Annotated in this window: 17 protein-coding genes; 6 read left to right on the top strand and 11 right to left on the bottom strand. The window is 63.7% G+C overall.

What is annotated here, in order from left to right:
- Window positions 1-61 precede the first annotated feature (61 nt).
- The 7 genes from hflX to KUV45_RS09640 all read right to left on the bottom strand — a co-directional run bounded on the left by hflX (window position 62) and on the right by KUV45_RS09640 (window position 8,348).
- Window positions 62-1,378: a ribosome rescue GTPase HflX gene (hflX, locus tag KUV45_RS09670; RefSeq protein WP_206940964.1), complete on the bottom strand. Its 1,317-nt coding sequence runs from the start codon at window positions 1,376-1,378 to the stop codon at window positions 62-64.
- 18 nt (window positions 1,379-1,396) lie between these two features.
- Window positions 1,397-1,642, bottom strand: coding sequence for an RNA chaperone Hfq (gene hfq, locus KUV45_RS09665; RefSeq protein ID WP_045993095.1), 246 nt, complete (start codon window positions 1,640-1,642; stop codon window positions 1,397-1,399).
- Window positions 1,643-1,768: 126 nt separating this feature from the next.
- The gene (gene miaA / locus KUV45_RS09660) at window positions 1,769-2,728 is read right to left on the bottom strand and encodes a tRNA (adenosine(37)-N6)-dimethylallyltransferase MiaA (protein WP_222162855.1); all 960 of its coding nucleotides are present in this window, start codon (window positions 2,726-2,728) and stop codon (window positions 1,769-1,771) included.
- A gap of 11 nt (window positions 2,729-2,739) precedes the next feature.
- Entirely contained in the window at window positions 2,740-4,878 is a 2,139-nt protein-coding gene (gene mutL, locus KUV45_RS09655; protein WP_222162854.1) for a DNA mismatch repair endonuclease MutL, read from the bottom strand.
- On the bottom strand, window positions 4,875-6,314 hold the full coding sequence (locus KUV45_RS09650; protein WP_206940971.1) for an N-acetylmuramoyl-L-alanine amidase: 1,440 nt from the start codon (window positions 6,312-6,314) through the stop codon (window positions 4,875-4,877). The genes mutL and KUV45_RS09650 overlap by 4 nt, the downstream gene beginning before the upstream one ends.
- Window positions 6,311-6,817 (bottom strand): tRNA (adenosine(37)-N6)-threonylcarbamoyltransferase complex ATPase subunit type 1 TsaE, encoded by a 507-nt coding sequence (gene tsaE, locus KUV45_RS09645; RefSeq protein ID WP_222162853.1) that lies wholly within the window; start codon window positions 6,815-6,817, stop codon window positions 6,311-6,313. Before tsaE ends, KUV45_RS09650 begins: the two co-directional genes overlap by 4 nt.
- The gene (locus KUV45_RS09640; RefSeq protein ID WP_222162852.1) at window positions 6,798-8,348 is read right to left on the bottom strand and encodes an NAD(P)H-hydrate dehydratase; all 1,551 of its coding nucleotides are present in this window, start codon (window positions 8,346-8,348) and stop codon (window positions 6,798-6,800) included. The genes tsaE and KUV45_RS09640 overlap by 20 nt, the downstream gene beginning before the upstream one ends.
- Window positions 8,349-8,471: 123 nt before the next feature.
- Between KUV45_RS09640 and queG the strand changes: the two genes are divergently transcribed.
- Complete coding sequence (gene queG, locus KUV45_RS09635) at window positions 8,472-9,572, top strand: tRNA epoxyqueuosine(34) reductase QueG (RefSeq protein ID WP_222162851.1); 1,101 nt, start codon at window positions 8,472-8,474, stop codon at window positions 9,570-9,572.
- An 80-nt stretch (window positions 9,573-9,652) separates the two neighbouring features.
- Here queG and orn read toward each other — a convergent pair whose 3' ends face one another.
- A complete protein-coding gene (gene orn / locus KUV45_RS09630; RefSeq protein WP_222162850.1) occupies window positions 9,653-10,240 on the bottom strand; it encodes an oligoribonuclease in 588 nt (195 codons plus the stop codon).
- 93 nt (window positions 10,241-10,333) lie between these two features.
- On the opposite strand from orn, the gene rsgA reads away from it, so the two are divergent.
- The 3 genes from rsgA (at window position 10,334) to asd (ending at window position 13,279) form a co-directional block, all read left to right on the top strand.
- Window positions 10,334-11,368, top strand: coding sequence for a small ribosomal subunit biogenesis GTPase RsgA (gene rsgA, locus KUV45_RS09625; protein WP_206940990.1), 1,035 nt, complete (start codon window positions 10,334-10,336; stop codon window positions 11,366-11,368).
- Between the two features lie 43 nt (window positions 11,369-11,411).
- The gene (locus KUV45_RS09620; RefSeq protein ID WP_222162849.1) at window positions 11,412-12,242 is read left to right on the top strand and encodes a sulfurtransferase; all 831 of its coding nucleotides are present in this window, start codon (window positions 11,412-11,414) and stop codon (window positions 12,240-12,242) included.
- 107 nt (window positions 12,243-12,349) lie between these two features.
- On the top strand, window positions 12,350-13,279 hold the full coding sequence (gene asd / locus KUV45_RS09615) for an archaetidylserine decarboxylase (RefSeq protein ID WP_222162848.1): 930 nt from the start codon (window positions 12,350-12,352) through the stop codon (window positions 13,277-13,279).
- Window positions 13,280-13,306: 27 nt separating this feature from the next.
- Here asd and epmA read toward each other — a convergent pair whose 3' ends face one another.
- Both epmA and efp read right to left on the bottom strand, forming a co-directional pair.
- Window positions 13,307-14,278, bottom strand: a complete 972-nt coding sequence (epmA, locus tag KUV45_RS09610) for an EF-P lysine aminoacylase EpmA (RefSeq protein ID WP_222162847.1) — start codon at window positions 14,276-14,278, stop codon at window positions 13,307-13,309.
- A gap of 123 nt (window positions 14,279-14,401) precedes the next feature.
- Window positions 14,402-14,968, bottom strand: a complete 567-nt coding sequence (efp, locus tag KUV45_RS09605; RefSeq protein WP_206940998.1) for an elongation factor P — start codon at window positions 14,966-14,968, stop codon at window positions 14,402-14,404.
- Between the two features lie 105 nt (window positions 14,969-15,073).
- On the opposite strand from efp, the gene epmB reads away from it, so the two are divergent.
- Window positions 15,074-16,111, top strand: a complete 1,038-nt coding sequence (gene epmB, locus KUV45_RS09600; RefSeq protein WP_222162846.1) for an EF-P beta-lysylation protein EpmB — start codon at window positions 15,074-15,076, stop codon at window positions 16,109-16,111.
- 187 nt (window positions 16,112-16,298) lie between these two features.
- Here the strand turns inward: epmB and leuA are convergent, their stop codons facing one another.
- A complete protein-coding gene (gene leuA / locus KUV45_RS09595; protein WP_222162845.1) occupies window positions 16,299-18,005 on the bottom strand; it encodes a 2-isopropylmalate synthase in 1,707 nt (568 codons plus the stop codon).
- A 982-nt stretch (window positions 18,006-18,987) separates the two neighbouring features.
- Between leuA and KUV45_RS09590 the strand changes: the two genes are divergently transcribed.
- On the top strand, window positions 18,988-20,262 hold the full coding sequence (locus KUV45_RS09590) for a glycerophosphodiester phosphodiesterase family protein (protein ID WP_224851997.1): 1,275 nt from the start codon (window positions 18,988-18,990) through the stop codon (window positions 20,260-20,262).
- Window positions 20,263-20,360 lie beyond the last annotated feature (98 nt).

Here is a 20,360-nt window from a genome sequence, read left to right as displayed (position 1 = left end):
CGTTTCCCTTGTGGCGTCGCCATCCGGGCGACGCTCTAGCCGACCCGTCTGACGGATCGGTTCACGCTTCCCAGACGTCACGCTCCTTGAGTGCGTCGGGAAGGTAATCATTAACACGCTCACCCAGGCGAGCCATCAACTGATTGAAATCGCGCCGCGGCAAGCGAATCTCCAGCTGAGTCCTGCCCTGTTCATCGAAGGACTCTTCCCGCACCGCGTTCACCTCGTGCAAGGCGGCGCGCAGCTTGCCCTGCTCCGGCGTCAGGGTCAGGGAAAAGTCGATGATGTCCTCAGCCAATCGCTCGGTCAGGGCCTGCGTCAACAGGTCCAGCCCCAACCCCTTCTGGGCAGACAGCCATACGGTCTGAGGCACACCATGCTCATCACGCTCGATGCGCGGCGAGCTGTCGAACAGGTCAATCTTGTTCATCACCTTCAGCGACGGCACATCCAGCGCACCAATCTCGTCGAGCACGGCGTCCACCTGGGTGACGTTGAGCTCACGATCCGGGTCCGCCGAGTCGATGACATGCACCAGCAGACTGGCCTCGGCAGCCTCCTGCAGGGTGGCCTGGAAGGCTTCCACCAGCTTGTGCGGCAGGTGCCGGATAAAGCCGACCGTGTCCGCCAGTACCACCGGCCCCACGTCCTCGACGTTCAAGCGCCGCAGCGTAGGGTCGAGAGTAGCGAACAGCTGGTCCGCCGCATAGACCTCAGACGCCGTCAAGCTGTTGAAAAGCGTTGATTTACCGGCGTTGGTATAACCCACAAGCGAGACGCTCGGGATTTCCGCACGAGAACGTGCCCGCCGATTTTGCGTGCGCTGACTGCGCACCTTGTCCAGCCGCTTGTGAATCGACTTGATCCGTGCCCGCAACAGGCGACGGTCAGTCTCGAGCTGGGTCTCACCCGGGCCACGCAGGCCGATACCCCCTTTCTGACGCTCAAGGTGCGTCCAGCCTCGCACCAGGCGCGTGGACATGTACTCCAGCTGGGCCAGCTCCACCTGCAGCTTGCCTTCATGGGTACGCGCGCGCTGAGCGAAGATATCAAGGATCAGGCCCGTGCGATCGAGCACCCGGCACTTGAGTGCCTGCTCGACGTTACGCTCCTGAGAGGGGCTGAGCGCGTGATTGAAGATCACCAGTTCCGCCTTGTGCACTGCCAAGGCCTCGCCGATCTCCTCCAGCTTGCCCGACCCCACGAAACTCTTGGGGTCAGGACGCTTCCGCGAGCCGGTGACGAGCGTCGCGGGCTCGGCACCCGCAGACCTCACCAGCTCGTGGAACTCACCGGGATCTTCGCGCTCCTTCTCGTCCTGGAAATCAATATGGACGAGTACCGCCGTTTCACCGGCGTCGGGACGTTCAAAAAACAATCAATACCTCACGAAATATCAGCTCTCCGGCTGCGCCGCAGGATCCTGGGCCGGCAGACGCACGTTGCGTGACGGCACCACCGTGGAGATAGCGTGCTTGTACACCATCTGGCTGACGGTGTTGCGCAGCAGGATGACAAATTGGTCAAAGGATTCGATCTGGCCCTGGAGCTTGATGCCGTTGACCAGGAAAATCGATACCGGAATGCGCTCCTTGCGCAGAATGTTCAGGTACGGGTCTTGAAGGGACTGCCCTTTGGACATGTTGCTCTCCCTGAAGGTGTCTTAGGGTTTTAGGTTATGGTGGCGCCCGCTCCTGCCTTCAAGGCGACGGACATCACAGTATTCTGCGGGACCCTGAAAGCGGCCACACGAAATCGTTATCTTACGCTAAGTCCCAGCGCTGCGCACGAGTTTCAGGAGCCGCTCGGCGGGCTTGCCCGCCAGCGGATCCACCCATGTCAGTTCAGGCCAACTCCGCAGCCAGGTCAATTGACGCTTGGCCAATTGACGGGTGGCGACGACGCCCCGGTGGACGAAGGTGTCACGATCAAATTCGCCGTCCAGGTACTGCCAGGCCTGACGGTAGCCGACGCTCTTCATCGAAGGCATCGACAGCGACAGGTCTCCTCGTGCCTTCAAGGCGGCGACTTCGTCGAGGAAGCCCGCATCCAGCATGAGCGAAAAACGGCGCTCGATTCGCTGGTGCAGCACCGAACGGTCGGCAGGAGCGAGACCTATGGACAACAGCCGAAAAGGAAAGGTTTCACGGCGCTGTTCACGCCACAGCTCACTCATTGGCCGACCCGCCAACGCGTAGACCTCCAGGGCACGCATCAAACGCTGGGGGTCGTTGGGATGGATCCGCGCCGCCGAGGCCGGGTCCACCTCAGCCAGACGCCGATGCAACGCCTCCAGCCCCTCACGCTCAGCGTCTTGCTGCAGCTGGCGTCGCACCTCGTCGTCCGCCGCCGGCAAGTTGGCCACGCCCTCGACCAGGCGCTTGTAATACATCATGGTGCCACCCACCAGCAGCGGCAGCTTGCCGTGGGCCGCGATATCGTGCATTTCGGCCAGGGCATCGTCGCGAAACTGCGCCGCGGAGTAAGACTCGGCAGGGTCACAGATGTCGATCAGGCGGTGCGGCGCCCGCGCCAGCTCCTGCGCAGACGGCTTGGCCGACCCGATATCCATGTCGCGGTAGATCATGGCCGAATCGACGCTGATGATCTCTCCGTCGAGACGCTCGCGAATGTCGATGGCCAGGTCGGTCTTGCCCGCCGCGGTGGGGCCCATCAGCAGCACTGCCAGCGGCCGCTGATCCACTGTCGCGGCCGCTTCTGCGGCCATGTCCTTGCTCATCATTGGCCTCGCAGGAACAGCTTGTCCAGATCCTTGAGGCTCATCTGGGTCCAGGTGGGACGGCCGTGATTGCACTGACCGCTGCGCTCAGTGCGCTCCATGTCCCGCAGCAGCGCATTCATCTCGGCGACGGTGAGCTGACGATTGGCGCGCACGCTACCGTGGCAGGCCATGGTCGACAGCATTTCGTTGATATGCGCCTCGATCCTGTCCGAGCGGCCATAGCGCTCCAGGTCAGACAGCATTTCACGCACCAGCGGCTCGACATCCGCATCGGCCAGCAGCGCCGGCACCTGGCGCACCAGCAGGGTCTCAGGACCGGCGGCATCCAGCTCCACCCCCAGTCGCACAAAGGCGTCACGCTCTCGCTCCGCGGTCTCCGCCTCGGCCCCGCTGACCGCCAGTGACACCGGCACCAGCAGTGGCTGGGCATCCAGCGCCCCACCGTGCACTTGGGTCTTCATGCGTTCGTAGACAATCCGCTCATGGGCGGCGTGCATGTCCACCAGCACCAGACCCTGGGCGTTCTGCGCCAGAATGTAGATACCGTGCAGCTGCGCCATGGCATAGCCCAGCGGCGGCGCCTGGGTGGCGTCTTCCTCGGGCATCTGCGGGGCGTTCATCCCATGCTGTCCGGCGACCTGGCCATCGCGAGGCATGCTGATCGGTTCAGGCCTGCGTCTTTCGGCCAGCGCTGTCTCGGCGGCCATCCCCCCTGCGCCTGGGGCACCAGGCTGCGGGTTCAACAGGCTCTCTTCATGCTCGGGATGGAGCTTGCGATAACCGTCCATGAACGCCCGCACCCGATCCGGGGTCACGTTCGACTCTCCCTCTTCCCTGCGCGGGTGCAGCGCCATGGGCTGCTGCTGCCAGGAGGGCGACGACGCCTCGGCTGACCTGGCCTGGGAGGATGCTGCAGCTGGTTCGCGAATCTCGCCGGTCTCCGGGTCAACGTCCAGGCCATCATCGCGCTTGGCGTAGCCCTGGTCGTGTCCCTCGGCGCCTCCATCGCGCTGGCCAGCACGAGCTTCTCCCAGCGCGCGATGCAGGCTCGAGAACAGAAAATCGTGCACCATGCGACCGTCGCGAAAACGCACTTCGTGCTTGGTCGGGTGAACATTGACGTCCACCACGGTCGGGTCGACGTCGAGATACAGCACGAACACCGGATGACGGCCATTGAACAGCACGTCGCGGTAGGCCTGGCGAATGGCGTGAGCCACCAGACGGTCTCGCACCACACGTCCATTGACGAAGAAGTACTGCTGATCCGCCTGGGCCCGCGAATGGGTCGGCAAGCCAACCCAGCCCCACAGCCTGAGACTGCCGGTGGCAATATCAAGCGTCAGGGCGTTGTCCAGGAAGTTCTTGCCCAATAGCGAGGACAGGCGTCGCTCCACCGAGTGATCGTCCCGTGCCACCGGCAACTGGTGGATCGTCTTCTGGTTGTGGCGAAGCGTCCAGCCGATATCAAAGCGCGATAACGCCTGACGCCGAAACGCCTCTTCCACATGATTGAATTCGGTTTTCTCGGTGCGCAGGAACTTGCGCCGGGCCGGCGTATTGAAGAACAGATCCCGCACCGCGACCGATGTCCCCCTGGGGTGCGGCGCCGGTGTCACGCGGGGTTCCATGCGGCGGCCCTCCGCCACCACCCGCCAGCCACCTTGGGGGTCGTCCTGTACATTCGAGGTCAGCTCGAGCCGTGACACCGAACTGATCGATGCCAGCGCCTCCCCCCGGAAGCCCAGACTGGCCACGCCTTCCAGCTCTTCCAGCGAAAGAATCTTGCTGGTGGCATGCCGCGACAGCGCCAGCGGCAGATCGTCCTCCCCGATGCCGGAACCATTGTCGCGAATGCGGATCAGCCGTGCACCGCCCGACTCGATATCCACTTCGATGCGCGAGCTTCCCGCATCGATGGCGTTCTCGATCAGTTCCTTGACCACGGACGCTGGCCGCTCGACCACCTCACCGGCGGCAATCTGGTTCGCCAGGCGCGGATCGAGGATCTGAATACGCCGGCGGGCATCCTGCTGTGCCTCCGGGTCGCTCAAGCGATGCCCACCGCCTGGGGTCTCGTCCTGAGCACCACGGCGGCCGACATCGTTGCTGGATACGTGCTGGGGATCATTCATGAACTGGGAATCCTCAATACCTGCCCCACACGAATCACGTCGCCAGACAGCTCATTGACCTGCTTGAGCGCATTCAACGCCACGCCATGACGCGAGGCGATGGCCGACAGAGTGTCGCCGGGCTGAATACGGTACTCGTTGGACGCCGTCGAGCGCCCCTGGTCACGCTGCCAGGCCAGCAGGCTGGCCGGCGGCGGGTTACGCTCGAAGTGCGCGCGAATCCCGCCGAAGACAGCGCTCATCATGCGCTGCTGGTAGGCGCCATCTCTCAGTCGCCGCTCTTCTTCCGGGTTGGAGATGAAGCCTGTCTCCACCAGCAACGAGGGAATGTCCGGCGACTTCAGCACCACGAAGCCAGCCTGCTCGACGCGGGGCTTGTGAAGATCGTTGATGCGACCAATACGGCTAAGCACCTCATCGCCGATCGTCAGCGAATCATTCAGCGTCGCTGTCATGGTCAGGTCCAGCAGCACCCCGCGCAGCACCTGGTCCTTGTCATCCAGCGACAGGCTGCCATCGACACCGCCGATGAGGTCGGACCGGTTCTCGGCAGCGGCCAGCCACTTCGCCGTCTCCGACGTCGCGCCACTCTGGGACAGCGCAAACACCGAGCTGCCGTGGGGCCTGGGGCTATTGAAGGCATCGGCATGAATCGACACAAAGAAGTCCGCTTTCTGCTCCCGGGCGATCAAGGTGCGCTGGCGCAGTCCGACGTAGTAATCGCCGTCACGAATCATCACCGCCTTGAAGCCGGGAGTGTCGTTGAACTGGCGGGCCAGGCGATCCGCCATCTGCAACACGACATCCTTCTCGCGGGTGCCACTGGGGCCCATCGCGCCAGGATCCTCGCCGCCGTGGCCTGCGTCCACCGCGATGATAATGTCACGCTTGGGGTGCGGCTGGGCGGCATCCACCACCGGCGCAGCGGCCACCGGATCGCGCCCTTCCGCCACCGCTACGGTCTTGGCACGTTCCGCGGCGATTTCCTGCTCACGGATCATCGACTCGATCGGGTCGATGGGGTCTTCCACCGCACTTTCGCCCGGATATTCGAGATCCACCACCAGGCGGTGGCCATACTGATTGTTCGGCGCCAGCGAGAAGTGACGCGGCTCGATGGCGCGGCTCAATTCAAGCACCACGCGCAGATCGTTGCCTTCGCGCACGCCGGTGCGCACAGCGCTGATCGCGCTGTTCGACAGGTCCATGCTGTTGGGATCGGCCGCCAGGCTGGTATCCCCCAGGTCGATGACCAGCCGGCGCGGGTTATCGAGCTCGAATACATTGGCGGTGGCCGCGGCAGACAGGTCAAACACCAGACGCGAATGGTCCGGCGCCGCCCACAGACGCATGTTATCGACGCTGGCGGCATGGGTCGCCGCGCAGACCACGGCAAGCCCCAGCCCCCCGACCAGAGTCAACAGCTGACGCATCATGCCTTGCCCCCTGCCAACCGCACGTCGCCGCTGATCTGCTGCGCCAGGCGTTCGAGCACCTCGCTGCCATAGGCGGTCAGCGCGCTGATGTGGGCCCGGCGCCCCCGGGGCTCCGCGTGGCTCAACGCTACCTCCAGGTCCGGCGGGGTCAGCCAGCCTTCACCGCGCTCGGCCCATTCGACCAGGCACAGGTTGCCCTCGGCGAACAGGTCCCTGCCACCAATGAATTCCAGCTCTTCAGGATCGCCAAGGCGATACAGATCGAAGTGATAGAGGGTAAGAGGCTCCTCACGCAGCGCCAGCTCGTAGGGTTCTACCAGCGTGTAGGTCGGACTCTTCACCGCGCCTTGATGGCCGTATGCGCGCAGCACGCCACGTGCCAGCGTGGTCTTGCCGGCGCCAAGCTCTCCCGACAGGTGGACACGCCCACGCCCATCCAGGGCTCGTCCCAGGCATTCCCCCAGTGCGACCTGGCGGTCTTCATCATCGAGTCGCAGCTGCATCTTCCTCGCCCATCGTCGGATTGACTAATTTTCGTGCACAGGATGCCAGATCGCTGGCCAACAGACCACGCTCGCCGCCCTCTCGCGCTGCCATATCCCCGGCCAGGGCATGCACCAGCACTCCCACTCTCGCGGCACGCTCGAGTGACCAATCGAGCGAGGGACCCTGGGCAACCAGGCCAGCAATGATGCCGGTCAGCGTGTCGCCCATGCCACCACTGGCCATGCCGGGGTTGCCGAAGGGACACAGCGCGAGTCCCTGGGAACCAGCGATCAGGGTGCCAGCCCCCTTGAGCACTACCACCCCGCCCCAGCGTTCACGCAGGGCCCGTGCGGCACCCGGGCGATCCGCTTCAATCTCGGCCACGCTGCACCCGAGCAGGCGTGCTGCCTCCCCCGGATGCGGCGTCAATATCCAGTCATCGCGGCGCTGACCGGAGAAGCGCGAGACCAGCAGGTTAAGCGCATCGGCATCCAGGACCAGCGGAATGGAGCGCCCCAGCGCGGTCTGCAGCACCGACTGGCCCCAGCTGCCCTGGCCAAGCCCCGGGCCTACCGCCAGCACCGTCAAGCGCTCCAACAGTTCGTCCAGTTCACTGGCATGGGTCACACCCCGCGCCATCACCTCAGGACAGCGCACCAGACTGGCACCGACATGCTCGGGAGCTGTCGCCAGCAGCACTCTGCCCGCTCCGACACGGGCACAGCACTGTGCCGCAAGTAGCGCAGCACCGCCCAGGCCGGGCGCACCGCCGAAGATGCCGGCGAAGCCCGCAGCGCCCTTGTGCATGTCACGCTCTCTCGGCGGCAGCGCCGACTCGATCAGGCCGGACTGCAGTCGCCAGGCGGTCGGCTCTATGTCGTCATGAGCTAGCGCATCGACACCCAGGGGCTCCACGACCACCTCGCCGGCCAACGCCGCGCCGCGGCCAGTGTGCAGGCCCAGCTTGTCGCCGATAAAGGTCACTGTCATCACTGCCTTGACGGCGAGACTCGGCTCGGCACCACCATCGGCGGTAATTCCCGATGGAATATCCACCGCCAGCACCGGCCGCCCACTGGCATTGATCGAGGCAATGCAAGCGGCGTAGTCGGCCCTGAGCTGTCCGGTAAAGCCGGTGCCCAACAGCGCATCGACCACTACCTCACCGTCCACCACGAGCTCGTCATTCCATTCAACAAAGGCCACGCCGGCATCATCTGCCATTTGCGCCGCACGCAAGGCGTCTCCTTTCAGCTGCCCACGTGGACACATCGACACCCGCTGCACCTGGCGCCCCTCGGTGGCCGCCAAGGCTGCCAGTACATGACCATCGCCACCGTTGTTACCGCCGCCACACAGCACGCTCAGCGACTTGGTGGCTGGCCAGCGCGCCTTCAACCAGCGCCAGGCGACACCGGAGGCGCGATGCATCAAGGCAAAGCCGTCGGTTTCTCCGGCAATCGCACGCCGGTCGAGCTCACGTACCTGTTCGGCGGTGTACAGCGGCGTCTGACCTGGCTCAGGCGTGCCGACGTCGACGTTATCCATGCGGTTCTCCCTACGATCCGGATGCTTTACCATGGCGACCCTTCTTCCAGTCTAAGCGGTTCCCGTGCTGAGCAAAGCTCGGTGGCCCGCCGCTACGCCATCTTGCCAGGGTTGTCCTCATTCATGTCCGCATCGTCTCCGCGCGCCGACGTCGATTTTCACGAGCTGGCAGCCCGCATTCGCACCTGGGGGCGCGAGCTGGGATTTCAGCAGCTCGGTATCACCGATGTGGACCTCAGCGAAGACGAGGCCTATCTGGAGCGCTGGCTGGCGGCTGGCTACCACGGCGAAATGGGCTTCATGGCCAAGCACGGTACCAAGCGTACCCGGCCTGCGGAACTGGAGCCCGGAACCATCCGCGTTATCAGTGTACGCCTGGACTATCTGCCGCCGGAGGTCGAGACCACCAAGGTGCTTAGCCAGCCTGACCGAGCCTACGTGTCACGCTATGCGACCGGGCGCGACTACCACAAGCTGATGCGCAAGCGCCTGCAGCGCCTGGCGAAGATGATCGAAGCAGAAGTCGGCACCTTCGGTTATCGCGCCTTTGTCGACTCGGCCCCGGTGATGGAGCGTGCCCTGGCCCGCAAGGCAGGTCTGGGCTGGTTCGGCAAGAACGCCATGCTGCTCAACCCCAAGGCGGGGTCGATGTTCTTTCTGGGCGAGCTGTATACCGACCTGCCGCTACCGCTGGATGCGCCCTTCGAGCAGGAGCACTGTGGCAGCTGCAGCGCCTGCCGCAGCGCCTGTCCCACTGGCGCCATCGTCGACGACAAGGTGGTCGACGCCCGAGCCTGTATTTCCTACCTGACCATCGAGCTCCATGGTGCCATTCCTGAACGCTTTCGGGCCGATATGGGCAACCGGGTGTTTGGCTGCGATGACTGCCAGCTGGTCTGTCCGTTCACCCGCTTCACCCGAGTCAGCCACGAAACGGACTTCGCCCCGCGTCATGACCTCGACAGGGTCTCGCTACTGAGCCTGTTCGGCTGGAGCGAGGAGGAGTTTCTCGAGCGTACCGCCGGCAGCCCGATTCGCCGCATCGGCTACGAACGCTGGCTGCGCAACCTGGCCGTGGGGCTTGGCAATGCGCCATGGAGTTCCGCCATCGAAAGTGCGCTACTGGTGCGCCTGTCCTACCCCTCCGAGCTGGTGCGCGAGCACGTGCGCTGGGCGCTGGATCGTCAGCGCCGTCAACGCCCAGCGCTGATTCCGACCCAGTAACCCGTGCCGCTGGCACGCCCTCGTGGTTGGCCGAGCACACCAGCGAATCAGGACGGCGTCGTCAAAGCCCCCTGAGCAATTCAGTCGTTGATGTTCGCCTTGAGGAATGTCTTGCGATAGTGCGCAAGCTCCGCGATGGATTCCTTGATGTCATCCATGGCCAGGTGCACGTTGCGCTTGGAGAATCCTTCAAGGGCCTCGGGGTTCCAGCGCTTGGCCAGTTCCTTGAGGGTCGAGACATCCAGATTGCGGTAGTGGAAAAAGGCCCAGAGTTCGGGCATTTCACGCTCCAGAAATCGCCGATCCTGGTGGATCGAATTGCCGCACATGGGCGAGCTGCCCGGTGCGACATGGGCCGCCAGAAAGGCCAGCGTCTGGCGTTCGGCCTCGGCGGTGTCGACGGTGCTCTTGCGCACGCGCTCCACCAGCCCGGACTCACCGTGGGTGCGGGTATTCCACTCGTCCATGCCGGCCAGCAGCGCCTCACTCTGGTTAACCGCGATGACAGGCCCCTCAGCGATGACATTGAGATCGCCATCGGTGATCAGCGTCGCCACCTCGATGATCCGCTCTCGCTGCGGATCCAATCCGGTCATTTCCAGGTCAATCCAGATCAGCAGATCGTTTCGCGGTGTGGTGGGAGCCTGTGCGGCAGATGCATCAGCCATGATCGTTTCCTTGCGTCGTAGGGCGCCCGCTGTCGGGACAGGGGGCGTCCGGGTAGGTACAATGCCGCCCATTGTACCGACCATCAGGTGCTCATGAGCAAACGCAAGTTGAGCCGTCAGCAACGCTGGCGCATCGAGAAGATCCAGGCCGAACGTGCCGAGCGAGCCGCCAAGAAGGCTGGCCGGGACGACGAGAAGTTGGCGGCTGGCGAATACGGCGCGGAACGCGACGGCCGAGTGATTGCTCACTTCGGACGCACGCTGGATGTCGCTGAGCGGGCCGGTGATACCCCGACTCGCTGCCATCTGCGAGCCAACCTCGAGGGGTTGGTCACCGGAGACCGTGTCATCTGGCGCGCCGGCGAGGACGGTAGCGGTGTGGTGGTCGCCAGGGGCGAGCGCGACAATGTGCTTGAGCGCCCGGACATGCGCGGGCTGCTGAAGCCGGTGGCCGCCAACATCGACCAGATCCTGATCGTCTTCGCGGTAGAGCCCGAGCCCCACGCCGGTCTCATCGACCGCTACCTGGTCGCCGCCGAAGCCACCGGCATTACGCCGGTGCTGGTTCTCAACAAGACCGATCTGCTGCCCGAGCAAGGCGGTGAACTGCGCGCGCTGCTCGACCGCTACCGCCATATTGGCTATCAGGTGGTCGCCACGACCACCGCTCACGCGGGTGGACTGGACGACCTGTATGCTCAGCTCGCCGACCGAACCTCCGTATTTGTCGGGCAAAGCGGGGTTGGCAAGTCCTCGCTGATCGATCGGCTGCTACCGGATGAGGAGCTGCGTATCGGCGCCCTCTCCGAGGACTCTCGCAAGGGCCGGCACACCACCACAACGGCCCAGCTCTATCGCCTTCCGCCACCCAGCGACAGCCTTGCCGCGGGAGAGCTGATCGACTCCCCCGGTATTCGCGAGTTTGGCTTGACGCACCTGGACGAGCGCCAGGTGACCGAGGGCTTTATCGAGTTCGCCCCCTACCTCGGCCTGTGTCGCTTCCGCGATTGTCGCCACCGGCAGGAACCGGGCTGTGCGCTGCTCGATGCTGTCGATGCTGGCGCTATTCACCCCGATCGCTTTGCCAGTTATCGTCGCATCGTCGATAGTCTGGATAGCCCGACCTAAATCCGCTGCCGCTATCGTCAGGATGATCCAGAAGGAGACCCCCATGAGCTCAGAAGACAATCTGCTGCCCCTGATCGCCGAGCCAGAGGACCTGGCGAGCGTGCTGGATCACGAGGATATTCTGGTGATCGACGTGCCGCTCAAGGCCGACAGCTACGCCCAGGGCCATGTCCCAGGGGCGATCTTCCTGGACCACCGCCGACTGCTGAAAGGCAGTGGCGACGTGCCCAACGACGTACCCGACGTTGAGGCCTTGTCAGCCCTGTTCTCGTCGCTCGGGCTGACCCGCGACACCCACGTGGTGGCCTACGACGACGAAGGGGGTGGCTGGGCCGGGCGCCTGCTGTGGACGCTTGAGCTGATCGGCCATCGCCGCTACTCCTATCTCAATGGCGGGATTCATGCCTGGCGGGCCGAGGGGCTGCCCCAGTCCACCGAGGAGCACGCCGCCACCCCCTCCGACTACCAGGCCGAGATCCTGAATCCGGAGGTCGCCATTGACCGGCTCGAACTGCAGGAGCGACTGGGCAGCGACCACTTCGCTATCTGGGATGCCCGCTCCGTTGGCGAGTTCGAGGGTACCAAAGGCGACAACAAGCGCCGTGGTCACCTGCCCGGTGCGGTCAACATGGAGTGGACGGACGCCATGGATCGTGAGCGCTCACTTCGTCTCCGCGACTATGCGGAGCTGATTACAGAGTTGGACGCCATGGGCATTACGCCAGACATGGAAGTGGTCACTCACTGTCAGAGCCATCACCGCAGCGGCTTCACCTGGCTGGTGGCCAAGGCACTGGGCTTCGAGCGCATCCGCGCCTATCCCGGCTCATGGAAGGAGTGGGGCAACCGCGACGATACGCCCATCGAGGGCTGACGCCGCCGCCTCATTGCGCCAGAGCCACCCGCACGTCTCACACGCTCAGGCTCACCGCCACGGCGACCTGAGCCTGTTCCAACCCGTTTATCCGGAGCCGTCATTTCGTGACCCTCGCCAAGCTGTTTGCCCTGATCCAGTACCCGATCCCCCAACACCTGCTGTCCAGGCTGGTGGGTCGTCTCGCCGACTGCCGTATCGGCTGGCTCAAGAACCTGTTGATCCGTGCCTTCATCAAGCGCTTCAACGTCGACATGAGCCAGGCCGTCGAAAGCGATCCTGGTGTCTACCCAAGCTTCAATGCCTTCTTCACCCGAGCGCTGACCGCCGACGCTCGCCCGCTGGAGGACGGACTGCTGTGTCCCGCCGACGGCACGCTGTCACAGTGGGGCGCCATTGATCGTGGCCGCCTGGTGCAGGCCAAGGGGCATCGCTTCAGCGTCTCCGAGCTGCTGGGGGGCGATCCGCTGTCCGCAGCGCGCTATCAGGACGGTAGCTTCGCCACCGTGTATCTGTCCCCCAAGGACTACCATCGCGTGCACATGCCGCTGGCGGGCACCCTGACCGAGATGGTCTACGTCCCCGGACGGCTGTTCTCGGTCAATGACGCTACTACCCGCCATGTGCCTGGCCTGTTTGCTCGCAACGAGCGCCTGGTCTGTCATTTTGATACCGAGCAGGGGCCGATGGTGATGGTCCTGGTCGGAGCGATGATCGTCGCCGCAATCGAGACCGTCTGGGCAGGTCAGGTCACGCCTCAGTCCGGCCGAGTCGAGCGCATACGCTTTGACCGCCCGGTACATCTGGAAAAAGGTGCGGAAATGGGGCGTTTCAAGCTGGGCTCCACGGTGGTGATGGCCTTTGCCGAAAAGGTCGACTTCGACGCCCTGCACGGCAAAGGGGGCAACGCCGTAGCGGTTCGCATGGGTCAGCGCCTGGGGGCACACCCCGGTCAGCAGGCAACTCCAGCACCGGAAGACGCCAGCGAGGCGAAGGCAGAGGACCAGCCCGGCGCGGCAACAGACGGCGCTGAATGATACTAAGGGAAGTGGCAGTGGCCCCGGTCAGCACCGGGGCGTGGCAAAGGCCATGACCTCATCAATACGCGACTTGCCGAGCGCCAGCTGAATCAGCCGGTCGAGGCCCAGGGCTACACCGCTGCCCTCGGGCATACCGGCCTCCAGGGCCGCCAACAGGCGCTGGTCGACATCCACCTCCGGCAAGCCCGCCTGGGCTCGAGCGCGATTGTCTTCGGCAAAGCGCGCTCGCTGCTCCTGAGCATCAGTCAGCTCATCGTAGCCGTTGGCCAGTTCGAGTCCCTGCAGGTACACCTCGAAGCGTGAGGCGACCCAGGCGCCATCCTCGGGATCCCGATGGCGCCTGGCCAGGGCTGCCTGGCTCGCCGGATAGTCCAGCACCACATCGATACCGTCACGGCCAAGCGTCGGCTCGATGACCAGGCTCATCAGCAGGTCCAGGCAGTCATCACGCTCCGCTGTGCTCATGTCCAGTCCGCCGGTCGCGGAGGCCAGCCTGCGCAGTGCATCCAGCTCGACCACGAAGGGGTCGATCGACAGCTCACGTGCAAACAGCGCTCGGTAGCGGTGACGACGGGTAGGGCCAGGATCGCCTGGCAGCAGGGTGCGAATCAGCTGCTGGGTCTCCTCGATCAGTTGATCCAGTGACCAGCCAGGGCGATACCACTCCAGCATGCTGAATTCGATGTTATGACGCCGCCCGACTTCACCATCACGGAAGCTGCGGGCAATCTGGAAGACAGGGCCTGCCCCTGCCGCCAGCAAACGCTTCATATGAAATTCTGGTGATGTCTGTAGCCACAGCGTTTCAGCACCCGCGGGAGTGCGGGCCTGGCAGGACAGCGAGGCCAGGTGCACATCGGTACTGCCAGCATGCCCCAGGATAGGCGTCTCCACTTCCAGCACATCACGCTCGGTAAAGAACACACGCACCCTTGCCAGCAGAGCCGCACGGCGCCGCAGCGTGTCCAGCGTGGCGGAAGGTTGCCAATCGTTCATGCTTGCCTACCTTGGGTAAAAGACGAAGGGCCACGCGATCGCGTGGCCCTCGTTTAGCTATCGATCACTGCAATCGATCACTGCAATCGATCGCTGCTGTCGATCGACGGCGTTCACCCCGCCTCAGGCGCGGGAGACGTACTCGCCCTTGCGGGTATCGATCTTCAGCACTTCGCCCTGGTTGATGAACAGCGGCACGCGGACCACCGCACCAGAGGACAGCGTCGCCGGCTTGGAACCGCCCTGGGCCGTATCGCCCTTCAGGCCCGGATCGGTCTCGACCACTTCCAGCTCGATGAAGTTGGGCGGGGTAACGGAGATGGCGTTGTCATTCCACAGGGTGATGGTGTAAACCACCTGCTCCTTGAGCCACTTGTCGCTGTCACCCAGTGCCTTCTTCTCCACCGCATACTGCTCGAAGGAACCATCGGTCTTCATGAAGTGCCACATGTCACCGTCGGTGTACAGGTACTCCATGTCCAGATCCATGACATCGGCGCTTTCCAGGGAGTCGCCGGACTTGAAGGTACGCTCCCACACGCGGCCAGTCATCAGGTTGCGCAGCTTGACGCGGTTGAAGGCCTGGCCCTTGCCGGGCTTCACATATTCGTTCTCGACGATGGCGCAGGGGTCGCCGTCGAGCATCACCTTCAGACCGCCCTTGAATTCGTTGGTAGAATAGTTCGCCATGAAATCTGTTCCCTTTTGGTGCCCGTCCCGGCCATCGGCCCCGGTCGGCACACGACTGACATTCCACGAGGGCCAGCCCCTCGCGCCTATCGATGGATGGCCCGCATGATAACCCGAAGCCCGTCGCTTTTGCATTGCTCTGCCCCGGATGAGCCGGACCTTCCCGCCCCCGGTGGCTGGCAGCGCCAGCTGGCCGGAGCCATTCGCGACCCTGCCGAGCTATGCCGCCGCCTTGGCCTGGATGCCAGCCTGGTGCCTGGGGCCGAGGCCGGCCACGCCCTGTTCGAGGTGCGCGTGCCCGAGGCCTTTGCCGCCAGAATGCGTCACGCTGACCCGCAGGACCCCCTGTTGCGCCAGGTACTGCCCCTGTCCGACGAACAGTCGACGCCATCAGGCTACGTCACGGACCCGCTGCAGGAGGCGCAGCACACCGCCAGACGCGGACTGATCCACAAGTACGCTGGCCGGGTACTGCTGATCACCAGTCCCGCCTGCGCGGTCAACTGCCGCTACTGCTTCCGTCGCCATTTTCCCTATCAGGACAATGCGCCTTCGCGCTCTCAGTGGGACGATACCCTCGACTACCTGCGCGACGATGTCAGCCTGCGGGAGGCCATTCTGTCCGGCGGCGATCCCCTGGCCGCCAGTGACCGCCAACTGTCCTGGCTGGTCGAACGGCTGGACGCCATCAGCCATCTCAAGCGCCTCCGGATGCACACCCGGCTGCCGGTAGTGATCCCCGATCGGGTCGACGGACCGCTGCTCGACTGGCTTGGCAAGACGCGCCTGCAGAAGGTAATGGTGCTGCATATCAACCACGCCAACGAGATCGACGACGCGGTGATTCGCGCCTGCCAGCGACTGGCTCGAAGCGGCGTCACCCTGCTCAACCAGAGCGTGATCCTGAAGGGCGTGAACGACTCGGTCGATGCCCTGGAGGCCTTGTCAGAACGGCTGTTCGAGGCGGGCATCCTGCCCTACTACCTGCATGCCTTCGATCCCGTGGTCGGCGCCGCCCATTTCGATGTCAGTGACCAGCGGGCCGATGCCCTGGTCGATGAGCTACGCACTCGACTCCCCGGCTTCCTCATGCCAACGCTGGTGCGTGAGATACCCGGCGAGGCCAGCAAGACACCGCTGTAATAACAACAGAAAAAGCGAACGGAAAGGAAAGCGAGGAAAGCGAGAAGGGAGAAGAGCAAGGAACAGGGATCGGTGACACCCGGGCGCCAGTGCCCGGGCCAAGGAAAAGGCCCCCGCCACAGGGAAGCTGCGGCGGGGGCCTCGTCATCGCGGCTGGCGGCGCTTAGGCTTAGGCTTAGGCTTAGGCTTAGGCCACGCTATCGGCGGTGACGTTGGGTGCCACCTCCTCGGTAGACAGGCAGCGGTTCACCGCGCTCATCACCCCCTTGATCGAGGCACTGGTGATGCTCTCGTCGGTACCAACCCCAAACACGGCTTCTCCCTTCACCCGCACTTCAACGTAGGCGATGGCTTCTGCGTCGGCGCCCTGGCCACGGGAGTGCTCGTGATAATCGATGATTTCGATGTCATGGCCCTCACCGCGCAATGCCTTGACGAAGGCCGCCAGGGGGCCATTGCCCTCACCGCTGATGGTGTGGCGCTGACCGTCCTTGGCGATGCAGGCCTCAAGCATGACCGTCGGACTGTCCGGCTCGGACGACAGACGGTGACTGACCAGGCTGTAGGGCTCGGTCTTGGCCAGGTACTCGTCGACGAAGGTCTGGTAGATCATCGCCGAGGTAATCTCCTTGCCGACCCGATCGGCCACCTCCTGCACCACCAGGCTGAACTCCATGGACAGCCGGCGCGGCAGTTCGATGCCGTGCTCCTGCTCCAGCAGGTAGCTGACGCCGCCCTTGCCGGACTGGCTGTTGACGCGGATCACCGCCTCGTAGCTGCGGCCCACGTCGAGCGGATCGATGGGCAGGTAAGGTACCGCCCAGACGCTGTCCGGATCTTCCTTGCGCAGCGCCATGCCCTTCTTGATGGCGTCCTGGTGAGAGCCGGAGAAGGCCGTGAACACCAGATCACCCACGTAGGGGTGGCGCGGATGCACCGGCAGCTGGTTGCAGTGCTCGACCTCGCGCATGATCGGGGTGATGTTCGAGAAATCGAGCCCCGGATGCACACCCTGGGTGTAGAGGTTCATCGCCAGGGTGACGATGTCGACGTTACCGGTACGCTCGCCGTTGCCGAACAGGGTGCCTTCGACCCGATCGGCGCCGGCCATCACCGTCAGTTCAGCGGCGGCCACGCCGGTACCCCGGTCATTGTGGGGATGCACGCTGACGATCAGGTGATCACGGTGCTCGACATTGCGGCAGAACCACTCGATCTGGTCGGCATAGTTATTGGGGGTCGCGCACTCCACCGTCGCCGGCAGGTTGACGATCATCTTGTTGTCGGCGCTTGCACCGTAGGTCTCGCGCACCGCATTTACGACTTCAACAGCAAAGTCCATCTCGGTGGTGGTGAACAGCTCCGGTGAGTACTGGAAGGTCCACTGGGTGTCGGGCGCCGCCTTCATCAGGTCGCGAATCTGGGTGGTGGCGTCAACCGCAATCTGGATGCACTCGGCCTTGTTGACGTTGAACACCACACGGCGGAACACCGGATCCGTGGCGTTGTACACGTGCACGATAGCCTTCTTGGCGCCCTTCAGGGCCTCGAAGGTGCGCTCGATCAAGTGCGGACGTGCCTGAGTCAGCACCTGAATGGTCACATCGTCCGGCACCTTGTTGTCTTCGATCAGGCTGCGCACGAAGTCGAAGTCAGTCTGGGACGCTGACGGGAAACCCACTTCGATTTCCTTGAAGCCAATCTTCAGCAGCAGGTCAAAGAAACGCTGCTTGCGTTCCTGGTCCATCGGATCGATCAAGGCCTGATTGCCGTCGCGCAGGTCGACGCTGCACCACTTCGGCGCGGCCTCGATACGCTGGTTGGGCCACTGCCGATCAGGCAGGTCCACGGCGACGAAGGGACGGTACTTGCTGGAAGGATCGTTGAGCATCATGGCGAATTCTCCGGATACGGGCTGTGTCTAGCGATCGTTGGTACGATCTTGCTCGCGGTATTGTCGAGCTATTGTTGGCAGGCCTGACATGCGCCTTATGGGCTGTGGCCAGGCATAAACGGCGACGCCCCGCTCACCAAAGGAGAGCGGGGCGTCATAAGTCGTAGCGCAGTGACATCAATATCGGCACCCACACAAACCGTGACGATCCTCGGCTCATGACGAGCACAGGCACCTGAGCGAGCAGGGGCATGCTGATCCATCACAGGACGTTCCATCCCAACGCTGTCAAGGGCTGGGCGGTCGGTGCCGGGGCGATTCGTGGAGGGGTAAGAGACACTGACTAACATGGTTCAACCTCGATTCGACTAACTCTTGGCAACAAGCTCCAGGCGATGAAGGCGGCTCGGGAAGAGCCAGGGCAGGCGCCATCGCCACGCGCATTTACACGCGTAGTAGTAGTCGTAGGTCGAGGAGTCGAAGTGTCATGTTCATGCGCCTAGAAAATCAGTCTTGGCTGCCCTTGTCAACCATTCCCCTGCATGACCCCGCCCGCAACGCAGCGGCCAAGCCCCCTGTCATCCCTCGCAGAAGCGTCGCCAGCGGTACGCGAGAACGACGCTTTTCTGCTGATTTGCTGACCTACCTCGCTGTCACGCATTTGTCCTCTACCCCGTCTAGAGTAAGTGTCAGGTCACAGGCCCCGATACGGCCGCAAGCCATGGACAAGGCGGCACGCCACCGGTTGTCTCCCGGCCGCGGCTTTACGGTCCCTACACCCTATCTGGACGATTTCGGGACGCCACGCCTCGCACCCATAGCCATTCAATCCCCCACGTCATTCCTACACTGCTGGAGACACAAGATGGTTGCGCTGAACCACAGCACCCCAGTTGCTATTACGCGATATCGCACACCAACCGCCCCCCTGGACCGCAGTCCCCACAGGCCCCGTCACGCCGTTCTGAGCACAGCCCTGTGCTTGAGCGTTGGCATCAGCCTGCTGACGATGGCCCTGTCTTCCTCGGCGGTGGCAGCATCCGACCCCACCAGCGCATCGAACTCTCTACCGGTCAGCGTCGGCCCGCGGCCCTACTTCCTGATCGACGACATGGATGAGGACAACGCTCAGTCCGCCGAGCTCAAGGCCACACTTCAGCAGTGTGCGTCGTCCCTGGACCAGCTTGAGCCCAGCGACTTTTCGATTGGCCATCGCGGTGCGCCTCTCATGTTCCCGGAGCACACGAAAGAGTCCTACCTGGCGGCGGCAAGAATGGGTGCAGGGGTGCTCGAGTGTGACGTGGCCTTCACCGAAGACAAGGAGCTGGTGTGCCGCCACTCCCAGTGTGACCTGCATGGCACCACCAACATTCTGGAAACCGAACTGGCCAGCCAGTGCAGCGTGCCGCCAGCCTTCAATGCCGATGGCACCCTGAGCAACGCCAGCGATATCCAGTGTTGTACCAGCGATATCACCCTGGCCGAGTTCAAGACCCTGGAAGGACGCATGGATGGCGTCGACACCAGTGCCGACACCCTGGAAGCCTATCTGGCCGGCAACCCCCGCTGGCGCACAGAGCTCTACGCCGATCGCGGCACCCTGATGAGCCATGCCGAAAGCATCGCGCTGTTCCAGCAGCTCGGGGTCAAGATGACGCCGGAGCTGAAGACGCCTAGCGTGGAGATGCCCTTCGACGGCATGAGCCAGCAGGACTACGCGCAGAAGCTGCTCGATGAGTACGCCGAGGCAGGCGTGGCGCCAGCCGACGTCTTTCCGCAGTCATTCGTGCTGGACGACGTGCGCTACTGGGTCGACAACACCGAGTTTGGAGATACCGCCGTCTATCTGGACGACCGCTATGACGTGGAAGGCTTTGACGTGACCGACCCCAGCACCTGGCAACCGTCCATGCAGGAGCTGGCGGATATGGGCGTCAAGATTCTGGCCCCGCCGATGTGGATGCTGCTGGCCGCCGGCGACGACCCTGACAAGCCCATCGTGCCATCGGTCTACGCCGAAGAGGCCAAGCAGGCGGGACTTGAACTGGTCGCCTGGTCCTTTGAGCGCTCGGCACCCTTGACCCGGGATGGCGCCTGGTACCACCAGACCATTGATGACGTGGTAGACAACGATGGCGACAAGATGGTCGCGCTGGACGTCATGGCCAGGGATATCGGCGTAAAGGCAGTGTTCTCGGACTGGCCCGCGGCGGTCACCCTGTACGCCAACTGCATGGCGGACGAGCTGGCGCTCTAGGCTCTCGGCAAGAAGATTAGCGCCCACCACGTAAAAACGGCCGGGTGGCAAGCCACCCGGCCAGAACGCCTTCCGTGGCGTTGGCGCCCCTAACGCCA

The organism is Halomonas sp. DP3Y7-2 (assembly GCF_019800795.1).
GTDB classification, from domain to species: domain Bacteria; phylum Pseudomonadota; class Gammaproteobacteria; order Pseudomonadales; family Halomonadaceae; genus Halomonas; species Halomonas litopenaei_A.
The sequence above is the reverse complement of the archived record's forward strand: the minus strand, read 5'-3'. Positions and strand labels throughout refer to the sequence as shown.

Coding starts and splice junctions, on each gene's coding strand:
- hfq (WP_045993095.1), bottom strand. CDS start 1,642: ATGTCCAAAGGGCAGTCCCTTCAAGACCCGTACCTGAACATTCTGCGC.
- miaA (WP_222162855.1), bottom strand. CDS start 2,728: ATGGCCGCAGAAGCGGCCGCGACAGTGGATCAGCGGCCGCTGGCAGTG.
- mutL (WP_222162854.1), bottom strand. CDS start 4,878: ATGAATGATCCCCAGCACGTATCCAGCAACGATGTCGGCCGCCGTGGT.
- KUV45_RS09650 (WP_206940971.1), bottom strand. CDS start 6,314: ATGATGCGTCAGCTGTTGACTCTGGTCGGGGGGCTGGGGCTTGCCGTG.
- tsaE (WP_222162853.1), bottom strand. CDS start 6,817: ATGCAGCTGCGACTCGATGATGAAGACCGCCAGGTCGCACTGGGGGAA.
- KUV45_RS09640 (WP_222162852.1), bottom strand. CDS start 8,348: ATGGATAACGTCGACGTCGGCACGCCTGAGCCAGGTCAGACGCCGCTG.
- queG (WP_222162851.1), top strand. CDS start 8,472: ATGTCCGCATCGTCTCCGCGCGCCGACGTCGATTTTCACGAGCTGGCA.
- orn (WP_222162850.1), bottom strand. CDS start 10,240: ATGGCTGATGCATCTGCCGCACAGGCTCCCACCACACCGCGAAACGAT.
- rsgA (WP_206940990.1), top strand. CDS start 10,334: ATGAGCAAACGCAAGTTGAGCCGTCAGCAACGCTGGCGCATCGAGAAG.
- KUV45_RS09620 (WP_222162849.1), top strand. CDS start 11,412: ATGAGCTCAGAAGACAATCTGCTGCCCCTGATCGCCGAGCCAGAGGAC.
- epmA (WP_222162847.1), bottom strand. CDS start 14,278: ATGAACGATTGGCAACCTTCCGCCACGCTGGACACGCTGCGGCGCCGT.
- efp (WP_206940998.1), bottom strand. CDS start 14,968: ATGGCGAACTATTCTACCAACGAATTCAAGGGCGGTCTGAAGGTGATG.
- epmB (WP_222162846.1), top strand. CDS start 15,074: ATGATAACCCGAAGCCCGTCGCTTTTGCATTGCTCTGCCCCGGATGAG.
- leuA (WP_222162845.1), bottom strand. CDS start 18,005: ATGATGCTCAACGATCCTTCCAGCAAGTACCGTCCCTTCGTCGCCGTG.